General features: G+C 48.5%; 13 protein-coding genes. 12 read left to right on the top strand and 1 reads right to left on the bottom strand.

The annotated features are described in order from the left end of the window. Positions 1 to 9 precede the first annotated feature (9 nt). The 8 genes from CBR65_RS03875 (at position 10) to CBR65_RS03840 (ending at position 5,222) form a co-directional block, all read left to right on the top strand. Positions 10 to 573, top strand: coding sequence for a hypothetical protein (locus tag CBR65_RS03875; RefSeq protein WP_087465633.1), 564 nt, complete (start codon positions 10 to 12; stop codon positions 571 to 573). Positions 574 to 801: 228 nt separating this feature from the next. Then, on the top strand, positions 802 to 1,221 hold the full coding sequence (locus CBR65_RS03870) for a hypothetical protein (RefSeq protein WP_087465632.1): 420 nt from the start codon (positions 802 to 804) through the stop codon (positions 1,219 to 1,221). Beyond that, positions 1,214 to 1,420 (top strand): hypothetical protein, encoded by a 207-nt coding sequence (locus tag CBR65_RS03865; RefSeq protein WP_087465631.1) that lies wholly within the window; start codon positions 1,214 to 1,216, stop codon positions 1,418 to 1,420. The genes CBR65_RS03870 and CBR65_RS03865 overlap by 8 nt, the downstream gene beginning before the upstream one ends. 131 nt (positions 1,421 to 1,551) lie before the next feature. Continuing rightward, on the top strand, positions 1,552 to 1,995 hold the full coding sequence (locus tag CBR65_RS03860; RefSeq protein ID WP_087465630.1) for a nuclear transport factor 2 family protein: 444 nt from the start codon (positions 1,552 to 1,554) through the stop codon (positions 1,993 to 1,995). A 165-nt stretch (positions 1,996 to 2,160) separates the two neighbouring features. Continuing rightward, positions 2,161 to 2,679, top strand: a complete 519-nt coding sequence (locus CBR65_RS03855; protein WP_087465629.1) for a DUF1697 domain-containing protein — start codon at positions 2,161 to 2,163, stop codon at positions 2,677 to 2,679. Between the two features lie 62 nt (positions 2,680 to 2,741). Further along, positions 2,742 to 4,163 carry a S9 family peptidase gene (locus CBR65_RS03850; RefSeq protein WP_087465628.1) on the top strand — a complete coding sequence of 474 codons (1,422 nt, stop codon included), beginning with the start codon at positions 2,742 to 2,744 and terminating at the stop codon, positions 4,161 to 4,163. A gap of 37 nt (positions 4,164 to 4,200) precedes the next feature. After that, the gene (lepB, locus tag CBR65_RS03845; protein WP_232461345.1) at positions 4,201 to 4,854 is read left to right on the top strand and encodes a signal peptidase I; all 654 of its coding nucleotides are present in this window, start codon (positions 4,201 to 4,203) and stop codon (positions 4,852 to 4,854) included. A 38-nt stretch (positions 4,855 to 4,892) separates the two neighbouring features. Further along, positions 4,893 to 5,222 carry a putative quinol monooxygenase gene (locus CBR65_RS03840; RefSeq protein WP_232461344.1) on the top strand — a complete coding sequence of 110 codons (330 nt, stop codon included), beginning with the start codon at positions 4,893 to 4,895 and terminating at the stop codon, positions 5,220 to 5,222. Between the two features lie 116 nt (positions 5,223 to 5,338). Here the strand turns inward: CBR65_RS03840 and CBR65_RS03835 are convergent, their stop codons facing one another. After that, entirely contained in the window at positions 5,339 to 8,485 is a 3,147-nt protein-coding gene (locus CBR65_RS03835; RefSeq protein WP_087465626.1) for a glycosyl hydrolase, read from the bottom strand. A gap of 410 nt (positions 8,486 to 8,895) precedes the next feature. On the opposite strand from CBR65_RS03835, the gene CBR65_RS03830 reads away from it, so the two are divergent. The 4 genes from CBR65_RS03830 to CBR65_RS03815 all read left to right on the top strand — a co-directional run bounded on the left by CBR65_RS03830 (position 8,896) and on the right by CBR65_RS03815 (position 13,696). Then, complete coding sequence (locus tag CBR65_RS03830) at positions 8,896 to 9,657, top strand: VIT1/CCC1 transporter family protein (protein ID WP_087465625.1); 762 nt, start codon at positions 8,896 to 8,898, stop codon at positions 9,655 to 9,657. A 448-nt stretch (positions 9,658 to 10,105) separates the two neighbouring features. Further along, entirely contained in the window at positions 10,106 to 10,510 is a 405-nt protein-coding gene (locus tag CBR65_RS03825) for a hypothetical protein (protein ID WP_087465624.1), read from the top strand. Beyond that, positions 10,507 to 11,994: an ATPase domain-containing protein gene (locus CBR65_RS03820; RefSeq protein ID WP_087465623.1), complete on the top strand. Its 1,488-nt coding sequence runs from the start codon at positions 10,507 to 10,509 to the stop codon at positions 11,992 to 11,994. The genes CBR65_RS03825 and CBR65_RS03820 overlap by 4 nt, the downstream gene beginning before the upstream one ends. Then, positions 11,933 to 13,696, top strand: a complete 1,764-nt coding sequence (locus CBR65_RS03815) for a diguanylate cyclase domain-containing protein (protein WP_087465622.1) — start codon at positions 11,933 to 11,935, stop codon at positions 13,694 to 13,696. Before CBR65_RS03820 ends, CBR65_RS03815 begins: the two co-directional genes overlap by 62 nt. Positions 13,697 to 13,706 lie beyond the last annotated feature (10 nt).

The following is a 13,706-nucleotide window of genomic DNA, read 5'->3' as shown; positions in this document are numbered from 1 at the left end:
GGCAGCAGTATGATTACTATTGTTCATGTAGTACCGAATGAAAGTTGGCAGTTAGCCATCAAGTTTAGCAATGGCGAGTATCGCCTGTTGAACCTTTCAGCTTTGAGGGAGAAGTACGGATGGAAAGAGCTGGCCTACCCTCAGCATGCGAAGAGCTATACATTCAGTGAAACCGATATAGCCTGGGAGTTCGGTGGGACGCTTGATTCTCGGTATCTATATGAAAATTCCGCCTCAATGAGTGGCCCTGATCTTGAGCGGCACTCAATTAGAATTTGCTATAAGAACCAAGCGCCGACCGCCGAAGATCAGAATCATCATGTATTCGGCGTATACCTATACCCGTTCACGGAAAAACTTTTTGTTGTTGGGGAATCGATAGGCGGAGGTCATGGTGATAGAGGTGGTTCTCGGTCTTTTTCATTAAGCGAGCTGCTCGCTTGGCAAGACTGGAAAAAGCATTTCGAACTGTCTGGCTGTAGCTGGGCGATTGATCTCATTGAGGCAAACGATGATCTTGAGCACATAAAAAATGTTCTGATAAACGAAGCGCGTAGAAGAAATGGAATCTAGTATAACGCCTAATAATCAGCACCACGGCGAAAAATGGGCCGGCGCGGTTTTGTGTTACTCGCTGCGCTCAAACATCAACACAAAACCGAACCAGCCCAGTTTCGCGTGTGCTGGGGCGTTAGGTCACCGAGTTCCCCAAGAAAAGTAGACACCTCACTATCGATATTGGTACTGAAACTATTTTTATTTTACTAATCATTACCTGAATCATAAGTCAAGGAGAAAAACGTGATTAACAATGAAGATTTATACATTTATGACGTGACGATGTTTACTGAAAATCTATACAGAATGGGCAACGCGACATGGCCTGCTTTCACTGAAGAGCGAGCAAAGTCCGATGTTCTTATTACAAAGATTAATGGTGTCGATGTTGTCATGGCTAATGGAAATGGGTTCTCTGCTTTTAATTATTTGACACCCATTATGAAGAGACCTGGAAAAACGATATGGCGAATAAAGAAACATGCTCAGATTCCTCAAGGCTTAAAGCTCGTTAAGGATATGCGTCCTGGTCATGAAGGTCACTTTATGATTGCGCCAGAGAGGCAGATGCCTTTGAAAAAATATCTCGGGCTTCTTGAGGAGCTTGGCATGGATAGGGTTCGTGTTGTGAAGCTATCTGCTGTGGAGGTTAAAAATGGCTAATCCAACAATTTTAATAAAGGAATACAATATAATTTGGGAGGCATTGGCACATTATGAAAAGTATTTAGAGCAAATGTCTTTAAGTTCTTCGAGCGAAGATGAAGAACTTATTTTTGATGAAAAATTACAAGACATTGAGTCCGCCAGAAAGACCATTCAGTACGGTGCGCTTAATTCATACGGGGTCGAACTAAAATAATGTTAATTTGTTGCGGTGGCCCCGCTGGCGCGTGCGGTGTTATGCGACAAATCAGATTCTCCTGTCGATTCTGACCTCCTCAATTCGACTAATCATTGCCTATCCTGGTAATTGAATCTGGAGAACTGGACATGAACACTAATGCCGATATAGAAGCTATCAAAAGTCTGATCGCAGCGCGCGAGACAGCCATCGCCAACGCAGACGCTGAAGCTGCCATCGAACCGCTTGCGCATGACGTTGTGGTCTACGATCTGCAGCCGCCGCTTGCTTTCGCTGGAGCCGATGCGCGCGATGCTGAGGAGCTGCGTGCCTGGCTGAAAACCTGGAGGGAACCGGGGCCTCGGGTCGAGTTCCGCGAGTCGCGGATTCTGATCAATGGCGACCTAGGCATCGCTTATGGTCTCAGCCGCATGCGAGGGGAAAAGATTGGGGAAGGGGCGGTTGAGCTGTGGTTCCGTACCACCCTCGTATTCAAGCGCTCCGAAGAAGGCTGGATGATCGTCCACGAGCACAACTCGGTGCCGATGAAGATGGATGGCAGTGGCCTTGCTGCCGTCGATCTTAAACCCTGATGATAGGAAGGAACGTATTGCTGCGTACGAAAATCCCGGCCCTCGAAGGCCCGCCTGCACACGGTGACTCGTTACGACTATTGAGAATATGATTGAACGCGAGCGCACTATTTTGGGAGGGCTCTTCAATATGAATATGCGTATCTTGCAGGCGAGAGAGACTGAATGAACACTTACATCGCTCTTTTTCGAGGCATTAACGTTGGTGGTAATAACATATTGCCAATGAAAGACCTTGTCGCAATCCTTCAAGCCTTAGGCTACGAAGGTGTCCAGACATATATTCAGAGCGGGAATGCGGTATTTAAAAGTCGAGAAACTATCGACGCTAAGGGCGCCGCTGACATTAGCAGAGAAATATTTAAGAAAATGGGTTTTGAACCTAAAGTTCTGTTGCTTAGTCATAAACAACTTCAGGAGGCTATAAAAAATAATTCATTTCCCACGAACGATGGAAAAGCGTTGCATTTTTTCTTTCTGGAGCAGCCCTGTAGCAAGCCTAATATTGATTATCTTGAATCGTTAAAAATCGAGTCAGAAAAATTCAAACTGCATAAAATGACATTCTATTTATACGCACCGGAAGGGGTCGGTCGATCAAAGCTGGCGGCAGCGACCGGGAAAGCACTAGGGGTTTCCCTAACAGCCAGGAATTGGAATACCGTTAATAAACTGCGTCTATGATTGAGCCGCGCTGATAACTCAATGCAGACGGTGTCGGATGCTCATCACATAGGAGAAAACCAGTGAAAGGCATTTCCGACAAGAGCTTTTCTGCCAACCGACGATTGATACTGTCGACCATCCCCGCTGCTCTGATCACGACGCTCCCTGGATGTTCCTCGGCTATTCGCATACCTGGACGGCAAGATAACGCTGCCATATCTAATGGGTTCGAAGCCTTGCAAGCTTATTGCGGTGTCTATCGCTTCAATGCAGGACACACCTTGGGTATTGACCGCTTCATCAACGACAGTGGAGAAGGTGTGTTGCTCTGGACGGATCATCGCACCGGAGCAGTACGGCGAATATTCAACGAATCGACAGATGAGTTTTCCATCGGTCCGGGTTTCAATACTCGCGATCCTGTTCAGCAGACTATCCGCTTCATGTGGGATAAGGACATGCGCGTTGTTGGTCTGACTGCCAGCTCTCTGGAAGGTGAAAATTTTTCTGCAAGGAAAGCGTCCACGCGGGAGGAGGAAGTCGTTTTTTCTCAGGGAGACGCTACGCTCAGGGGGACTCTCATTCATCCGGAAGGCTCCGGTCCGCATCCCGCGATCATACTCTTGCACGGTTCAGGGCCTCTTACCCGTTATTCTTTTGGCCCTTATCCCCGTTTTTTCAACTCGCTCGGCTTTGCGGTTCTTGTGTTCGACAAACGGGGAACGGGGGACTCAACCGGATGGCGCATAGATGCGTCGACTGGCGCACCAGAAAAACTATCGCCATCCTACTACCCGGACGATCTGCTGGCAGACGCCACCGCTGCGTTAAACCTTTTGCATACTTATCCGGGAATCGATCCTGATCGGATAGGGTTTTGGGGTTCAAGTGAGGGAGGCATGCTTTCTACACAGATGGCTGCGAGATCGCAAGAGGTTGCTTTTGCAATTAATTCCTCGGGCTTCATGGGGCCGCTATGGCAAACATTACTGTATCAGGTTGAAATCAACATGAAGGCCCGGGGTCATTCTCGAACCGATATTGAACAAGCGCTTGAGTTTAATAGATTTGCTTTAGAGGTGGCCCGAACTGGTAATGGGTTCGACACCTTTTTGGAACGACGTGAAAAAATTGTTCAGAGTGGCAACGCGGCGTGGATCGGTTGGTATATCGGCGAATATTCTTCTCTCTCTCAAATGAGGTGGTCCTGGGACCATATATTATCGTTTAATCCGCTTCTTACTCTTAGCCAAGTCAGTTGTCCAACGCTCGGCGTGTTCGGTGAGTTCGACCTCTCGACCGATGCATCGACTGCCTCAGTTGCAATGCGGGATGCCATTCTGGCAGCCAATAGTAGAAGAGACGTGACTGTGAAGGTAATCCCGAATGCAAGCCACTCTCTCATGGAAAGGCATGCGATTGAAGATAGATCTCAGTCGAACCGTATGGCCCCAGGCGTTTTCGACTTGCTTCGGGAGTGGTTAATACAACGGGTGAGCTAGAGTTTTGTTGCTGGTGCCAAAAAACTATTGGAGAAATATGATGAAACATTGGATTTGTAAAGCCTGGAAAGAGAATAAGTCATTTCTTATATTTATTGCCTTAATGCTCATTTTTCGAAGTGCTGTAGCAGACTGGAACGAAGTTCCAACGGGGTCGATGAAGCCTACGATTCTGGAAGGCGATCGAATTCTTGTGAACAAGATGGCTTATGATATCCGTGTACCTTTCACTCATATTTCCTTATTCCAACGTTCCAATCCGATTAGGGGCGATATAGTAGTTTTTGATTCTAAAGCTTCAGGGAAAAAACTTGTAAAGCGAATTGTGGGTGTTCCGGGAGATATTGTTGAATTAAAGAACAATGTTTTGATTATAAATGGCGAGCAATTAAGCTATGAACTCGTCACATCTAACGACACAGCCATAGATAAAATGGAAGATTTGCTAGGTGTAGAGCACTTTATTCGCGTCAGTAAACATGGCTCTCCTCTGTCGAGTTTCCGGTCTGATGTTATTCCTTCCGGGTATTATTTTGCCCTCGGCGACAATAGAGATAATAGTGCAGACTCCCGAGTCATAGGTCTCGTTCCACGACAGGAAATAGTGGGGAGGTCTAGGCACGTTGTACTGTCATTTAATTATGAAAATTATTATATCCCTCGAAAAGATCGTTTTCTCCAAAAGTTATGAATAATAAACCACTCATTATCAGGCGCGGAAGGCGTCGGTTGATTGAAGCATTACAGCTTGGGAAGTTAATCAAGAAGGATCAAATGTTGAGAAAGATAATTTTAGAAGGATACATAATCGTTCCGGATGCTGATCTTGAGATTATAAAAAATGAATTAAAAACTCATATCAATCTCACTAGAGAAGAGGTTGGCTGCATAAAGTTCATCGTAGAACAGGATCAGAACGATAAGAATCGGTTCAATGTGTACGAAGAGTTCTTGGATCAAAATGCGTTTAATAGCCATCAGAATCGCGTTAAAAATTCGTATTGGGGAAAAGTTACAAAAAATGTGAAGCGCGATTACAAAATTTTTGAGCAAGATTGAGCAGAAAAATATTTGATCCTATGGGGTATTGGGATCAAAAATCTTCTAAAAATATAGGTGGGAGAATGAGGGCGTCGATGCATCACCCAATCACATCGACGTCACTCACCAACGATTTATCTCCTCACTGAACGTGCTTTAGTTACAACACCACTACCCAGCACTGCCAGCATCAGTAACAACAAAAACGGACTGGTGCTACCACCACCGCCACCATGACTTTCTCTACTACTGGCTGCTGAGCTGTTGCTGGAAATAGCTGACGACTCTTGCGAACTGGCAGCGCTTTCTGTAGACGAGCTGTTTGCTTGTGATGAACTGCCAAGGCTGCTGGAAGATACCACTGCCGATGTGCTGGATGATGAAGCACTTGATGGCGCCGAGCTTGCAGAGGATTCAGAGTTTGCAGAAGACGCCGAGCTTGTTGCCGTAGGCGCCGAACTCGATGAGGCAACCGAGCTGCTCGATGCGCCGTTTCCGGAGAATTCATGCAGTTGCCAGGGCGTGGTTCTGCCGGTGCCGGCAATAATCGTAAAGGAGACGTTGATCATGTCGCCGGCCACCAGGCCGGTGATGTCGTAATACCAATTACTACCGTCCTGTAGCATGCGCAGGTTTTGTTGTGGGCCACCGTTGAGGGTGTAGTGAATATCCACAATATCGCCTTCGGTGACTATGGCGCGGAGTGTGGTGGTGTTGATTTCCTGCAAACAAATTTCATCGCAATTGGTATTGGCCGATGAACTGCTGGATGCAACGGAAGACGCTGTGCTGGACGATACGCTGCTGGCAGCGCTTGATGAAGAGCTGCTGTTAGGCTCGCCTTGTTGAGTCATGCTGAAGCTGCCGGGTGCTGCGGTGAGTGTTACGCCGTCTGAAAAGTTTACGGGCGTTTCAGTAGTGCTGTAGTTGTAGGCGAGGTAGGTGGTGACTCCATTGTTATGAAAGGCCACTGCCGAGGGTAAATCCGCGGTCAGCTCGCCGGTGCCGGTCAGGGTGTGGCCGAGTTTGGCAAAGGTGTGCACCCAGTGATAGGTGTGGGCTTTGGTTTCGCCAGCTTCGGGAACGTAATCAAAACCGTATGTTTCCAGATCATCCAATGCCGCAGTGCCATCGGTCATTGACCAGATATTCCACCAGACATCGCGCCAGTGATCATCCGGTAAACCGGAGGGCTTGCCGTTACTGGATTCGCCGCTCATACCGACATCAACATAGTCTTTCAAATAATCGGCGTGCTGACCGATGTGCAATACCAACGGGCTTAAGGGTAACCCCTGAATACCGAGGATATGCGCGAAGGCGCCGCTGAACCAGGTGGAAAACACATGGCCGCTGCCCCAGATAATCGAGGTGGTCATGCGCGTGTAACCGGCGGGGAAGTTATCGTAATCGCCATCCAGACCACGGAAGCGATCAATATTATTCCAGTATTCCCAATAGGCAGAGGTTGAGGATGCATGTAAATACATGCCGCGTTCAACCAGTTCATCGTTTCCGGTAATCAAACCGTACAGCACGATGGCACCGTAGGAGTTGGCGGCTTCCGAGGTGGATTCATTGTTGTTGCCCAGCGCAAAATTCGCGTGGCCTGAAGCCCAGGAAAAACCATAAGCCGGATCAAAGTTGCGCAGGTAGGGAAACATCGTATCGTCGCGGCCACCGGCGTAATCGCGGATCAACAATTCAATCATCGGGCCCCAGGCATCAGCGCCACACCAGTCCGGATCAACGCGGCACACTTCCGTGGCGGCACGAACAAAATAACCGTAATGGAAATGGTGGTCGTTCAATTGTTGATGAGAACCGAAGGATTCCTCAAGTCCGAGCAGCGTGTTCCATTGATCGTCGTACACAAAATATTTATTGGTATCCAGGCTGCCGTTGGTGTCGGCGCGGAACCAATCTTCCAATTCAGCTTTCAACCAATTGATTAGCGTATCGGCTTCTTCAACCATGTCGTTTGAGCGTGCGATAGCTGCCAGCTCCGCAATCTTGCCGTAGTTTTTACCGGCCCAGTAGGTGTCTTCCGCGGTATTCCAGTTGGCGGCGCCCTGGTTCATAAATTCCGTGATCAATGCCTGCAATTGCACAGGATCGTATTCGCCAATGCCTTCGGGAAAGTAGGGCAGTACACCAACAAAAGGAATGGTGTAACTGAAGCTGCTGGTTTCAGCGAATTGGGTAACGCCGCGTGCGCTGCGGATCTTGTAGCCGCTTAATGCCTGGTCAGAATTTTTCCAGTGCATGGGTAACAGGCCAGCCATGGTGGTGACCGGTGCATCCTGAAAGCGGTATTCATGGGAAACCGTCACGCTGTTGCTGCTGCGATCAACGCTGTAATCGATAAAGACTTCATCTACGCGTGTCGTGGCATGTGCTTCAAATGATTCAATCATTGGCGTACTGGGGTTGCTCGCCAACTGTGGCAGCCAGGTGACCGTCATGCGTTTTACGGGATTGTTAACGCCGATTTCAGCAGAATTAACATTGGTGAATTCGGTAGTGTCGTGGCCGGTAATTAGAAAGTGATTGCGATTGCCTGCAACACTGGTCCACACGCCGAGGCTGTTGCCTTGTTGATAAAAAATCCCTTTTTCGCCACCGTCCGGCGCTTTGGTGCGCACAACAAGATTGCCTTCCAACGCGGTAAAGAAAATATAAGGCGAGCCATGCACAAAGGTCGCTTCCATCACCGGTGTATCGCTGCTGTTCCATTGAACAGTGACCGAGCCATCGCTGTAATCCTTGAGGGATGCGCTCATATTGGGATAGTCGGTGTTGGCGACGGCGATACCGTCGAACACTTCGCTAAACGGATCGGGAATAGGGTAGATGTACTCTTTATCTCTTGCCTGTAAACCGGCAGGAATGCCGAGTATGCGCGTGCCGCGATTGGTGATGCGCGCGGTGATCGGATCGGGCGTGATGTAACCCGCTGTACTCGGATCGCCCACAGTCATTTCGCCGAAAAAAGAAACAGATCCCCACCAGCGATGGGTCATGGTGGGCTTTTCACTCGCGGGTGCTACCAGTTTTGGGGTGAGCGGTGTTGGCGCACCGATAGGGTCGCAACCGCTTACGCCCGGCTGCACAACGCCCGCGTTATAAATCCAGGTGCCGTGATCGATAGCGCATTTGTAACTGGCGGGATTAATGGTGTCGCTGATATTGCCCGCGCCGTACGAGGTAATATCGGCCAGGCTTGAGTGGGATACAAAAAGTGCAGACAAACAGAGTAAGGTTTTATGAAACCTGAACATAATAGAAGGCCCTCTAGGGTGCCTTGGTTTTCTGGCTATCGATGTGCAAAGGGATAAGCGACAGATAGAGAAATGCGCAAGACTCGTTATTAAAGTTATGTGTTATGACCTGGCTGACGTATTTCCCTATTGATCAATGGCTCAGGTTGCGCCTATGCTGCTGTAGATTAATTGCCTCGTCGTCCCACTTAAGCGACTCGCCCAGCATGGGAAAGAATCGCAGCAGACCGTCCGTGTCCCACTCTTGTGTCCCACCTTTGTAAACGCCAGCTGGAGCGATGTCCGGGTACTGAGACTGTTTCTTTTAGGCGTAGACGTAGCTTTGGCTGGATGATGTCAAAGAGATGTTTTTGGTGACGTCCCACTTTTTTGTGTCTGTGTCAGGAGAGAATATCTAATTGGATCATCACATGAATCCGAACGAAAAACGCAAACTCGCCATGGACCATAGCCCTGAAGCCATAAAAGAACGCTTGAAAAAGCCGGCGAAGGAAAACGTATTGGGTGACGCTGTTTTGGGTGGTATAGATGGGTGCGTGACAACTTTTGCTGTGGTGTCCGGTGTGGTTGGCGCGGGTTTTCCTTCGTCAGTAGCTCTAGTGCTTGGATTTGCAAATCTCATCGCCGATGGGTTCAGTATGGCAGTCAGTAATTATGAATCTATTAAAACGAGCGGCGAATATATTCAACGTATTCGAGACACTGAAGAAGAACACATAGATAACGTGCCGGATGGAGAGCGAGAAGAGCTACGTCAAATATTCGGAAATAAAGGATTTACGGGCGAAGTTCTGGAAAGCATTGTGAATACAATAAGTTCAGATCGCCATTTATGGATTGAAACAATGCTAACGGAAGAGCACGGGATGCAAAAAGTAACGCGAGATCCGGTTAAGGCCGCTTTAGCCACATTTGGATCATTCATCATGGTTGGTGCAATGCCGTTAATACCCTTTATGGCACCTGGAATAGGGCAGCGCGTGCAGTTCACGATAAGTGCGTGTTTCGCAGCATTCATGTTCTTTGCTATCGGTGCAATAAAAAGCCAGGTATTTTCCAAACCAGTATTTCGATCAGGTATAGCTACTCTTCTCACAGGCGGAACAGCTGCTTCGCTGGCGTTTCTGGTGGGCTACTTGTTAAGGGAAATATTTGGAATTTCGTTGGCATAGCGATTGTATCGGCGTAGCCACGGCGATTGCCTTCCAACATGGCTCAGGTTGCGCCTATGCTGCTGTAGATTGATTGCCTCGTCGTCCCACTTCATTGACTTAATCAGCATGGGATAACAACCAGTACAGTGCGCCTGTGTCCCACTATTGTGCCCCACCTTTGTAAGCACCAGTCGGAGCGGTGCCTGGGTTAATATCTTACCTCGATGGCGGTCTCTTCTTTGCATATAAGAGGGGTCATTTTTATTTGTATTAATGCCTTGTTGTTAGGTCGTGCAAGTGTCATTGTGGGTGGCCTTCATGCAGGCAAGGCATATCCCAACATCACTCCCAGCTCGCCTGTTCCGCCATTTCTCTACATTTTGATTATTAAACACGGCTGATTAGCAACAAAATTCGATTTCCCCTAGCGTCATATGTTGTTGTTCTGCGCACTGAGGCGCAATTTATGCAAGCAGCTCTGATAAGCCTGATTGCAGCGGGTGCAAGCTCCAACCAAATCGCTGAGGCCGCCGTAAATGAATGGCGAGAAATTGATGCTGTTTTATCTCCTATCATCGGCCTGCATGGCGTAGCTGCGCTTTACAAGCGGGCGCTTCATTTAATTCTTGATGACTATCCCTGGATGATTTCCGCGCACGATGAGCAGCTTGTGTTGGGTGATTTTGCCTCGCTGAAAATGGCGTTGGCCAAACGGACCAGTGCAGAAGCAAGCGCTGCGAACCTATCGTTGTTTCAATCTTTTCACTCCACGTTGGTCAGCTTGATCGGCGAATCGCTCACTGATCGTCTTCTTATATCCATTGTAGATAACCCTTTGCGCGGCGATGCCGCACAGGACATCCCGTCATGATCATCGGTAGTAGTAGTGTGAATAAAGCTAACATCAATCGGCTTAAGACAGGTGTGCCGGGACTGGATGAGGTGTTAGGTGGGGGCTTGCCAGAATATTCGTTCAATGTTCTGGCTGGACCACCTGGGTGCGGTAAGACAACCTTGGCACATCAAATGATGTTTGCCCTGGCAACACCGGAGCGACCGGCAATTTATTTCACGGTGCTCGGCGAACCACCGCTGAAAATGTTGCGTTATCAGCAACAGTTTAATTTTTTTGATAATGAAAAAATCAATGATTCGATCCACTTTATTAATCTTGCGGATGAAACTGCCACAGGTGATCTCGATAAAGTCCTGAAACGCATTGTAATGGAAGTAGAAACCCATGCGCCGGGGATGGTGTTTGTTGATTCCTTCCGCTCGGTTGTACTTGCCAGCCGCCCTGAGCACAGCTCGTTCATAACACTGCAACAGTTTATCCAACAGCTGGGTATCCAGATGACCAGTTGGCAAGCCACGACTTTTCTCATCGGTGAATATTTTACCGAGAGCGATCCCAATCCGGTTTTTACTGTCGCGGATGGGCTTATCTGGTTGCGCCAGAGTGTGCAGCGCAATTCGGTGGTACGCAAACTGGAAATCATGAAGATGCGCGGCCAACCAACGTTGCCGGGCTTGCATACTTTTCGAATCAGCCTGGAAGGTATTCAGGTTTTTGCACCACCGCAACTCTCTGAAGCGGACCAAACCAAAACAGAGTGGCCTGTTAAAAAACGTTTACCTATGGGTATACCGGCGTTGGACGCGATGATGGGTGGTGGTTTGCCAAGCGGCTACTCGCTGCTTGTTGCTGGACCATCAGGATCAGGTAAAAGTATTTTGGCAGCCGCTTTTCTGGAAGAGGGGGCTCGTAACGGTGAAACCGGTGTTATTGCGGCATTTGAACAACGGGCAAGCCGTGCGCGCGGATCGGTAATTGCTGATTTAATTGCACGTGACCGGATCGGTGTTGTCGACACGCGCGTGCCGTCTTTGTCGGTTGATGAAATTTCGGCATTGTTGATTGCAGAAATCCAGCGGCTCAATGCTGCGCGCGTTGTCATTGACTCCCTATCGGGTTTTGAATTGACGTTGGCACCGACATTTCGGGAAGACTTTCGCGAGTCCATGGCGCAGATGGTATCGGCGCTGACCAGTACCGGTGTCACGGTACTGATGACATCGGAATTGGAAGACCGTTACACCGATTTGCGGTTTAGTCCATACGGTACTGCGTTTCTTACGGACGCCATTATCGTGCAGCGTTACATCGAGGTAAAAAGTCATTTGGAACGTGTGATCGCGGTAGTAAAAGTACGTGGCAGCGCACACTCTAACGAATTACGTTTGTTCACGATTGATGAGCAGGGTATTCAGATTGGTACGATGTTGACTAATCATGAAGGCTTATTGGGTGGCAGCCCTACCCGGCGCCAAAGCATGGATTACGTTGATGGGTGAGCATGACTATAAAGTTGCTGCCGCAACCCGTGAGCTGGCTGTGCTCACCGGACAGGTAGGCCAGCTGCGTACAGAGTTAATACGCTTAAGGCGCGATGTCACGCTTGCTCACCGTGAACTTGCTGGTGCCAAACGTGAACTTGTCATTGTGCAACTGGAGTTAGCACCGGCGTTGCGGGAATTAACGCGGCTTGAAGAGCGCGCGTCAGGCCTGCTAAGCCAACAAAATGAATCACAAAGGTTGCGCGAAGCCAATGAGCAATTGGTACTGGCCACGCTACGTGCTGAAACCTCGGCTGAAATCGCCATTGGTCATTTAAACGAAGTAACTCAGGCAAGTCAGCGCGATGCATTAACCGATACACCCAACCGTACCCTGATGTTTGATCGTTTGAATAGTGCAATTGCTATGGCGCGTCGTAATGGAACGCACATCGCTGTGCTGTTTCTCGATCTTGATCACTTCAAACAAATCAATGACACGCTAGGACATGGCATCGGTGATGAAGTTTTGCAATTGGTTGCTCGACGCCTCGAAGCAGTGGTGCGTGATTCCGATACGGTTAGCCGTCACAGCGGTGATGAGTTTCTGGTGTTACTGACGGAAGTTGCTCAAGCGTCGGATGCTGCATTAATTGCCGCAAAAATGTTATATGTGCTAAGTGCTGCCAGTCACGTTGGGATTCATGTATTGCATTTATCAACCAGCATCGGCATTGCGATCTATCCTGAAGACGGTGAGGATGCGGAAACCCTCATTGCAAAAGCGGATGCTGCTATGTATTCCTCCAAACGTAGTGGGCGGAGTGGCTTTGAATTCTATCGAGAAGAAACCACTGATCATTTCCAACCCAACATATTGACCGATAAAATAAAAAAATTTGTTTACGAAAAAAACACAGCTAATGATGGTGGGCCGCTGGGGTATTTACGTGAAGCCAATACACAACTAATTATCGCCGCGTTAACGGCGCAGGAACTTGAAACGAAAGCCAGAAAAGCCCACGAGCAACAACTCAATATCATGGCAATGATTGCCCATGAACTGCGCAACCCTTTGAATCCTATTCGGACCGCTGCTGGATTGCTGAATCATGCGCGTAATGATGAATCGATGCATTTGCGTTTGCAGGCTATTATCGAGCGCCAGGTTGTTCATATGTCACGTCTTGTTGATGACCTTCTCGACGGGTCGCGCATGACAACGGGAAAGCTCCGGCTTCAACTCCAAAAATTGGAACTGATTGATGTTCTCAACGCCGCTGTTGATTGCTGTCGTCCAGCCATTAACAGCCGACGTCAGCATTTTACGTTTAAACGCTTAATAGACTCCGTGAACATCCTGGGCGATCCGATGCGTCTTACTCAAGTCTTTAGCAATCTATTGGACAATGCCTCGAAATATACGCCGGAGGGCGGCGCGCTTAGTATCGTAGTCGAAACTAAGGGTGAGGAAGTCGTTGTTATGGTTACCGACAATGGCATTGGTATTACCGAAGCTGCGTTGCCGCATATTTTTGAATTATTTGTACAGGATACCTACGGGCTGGTGCATCACAACGGTGGGCTTGGTATTGGGCTGGCAGTGGTACGTAATTTGGTGGAAGCTCACCAGGGATCAGTCAGTGTGCAAAGTGCCGGTGCAGATTGCGGTAGTGAGTTTGTAGTGACGCTACCCATTGCCCGGTTGATTACTCATTAGGAGAACCACC

The organism is Cellvibrio sp. PSBB006, assembly GCF_002162135.1.
Taxonomy (GTDB): Bacteria; Pseudomonadota; Gammaproteobacteria; order Pseudomonadales; family Cellvibrionaceae; genus Cellvibrio.
This window is presented reverse-complemented; position numbering and strand designations above follow the sequence as displayed.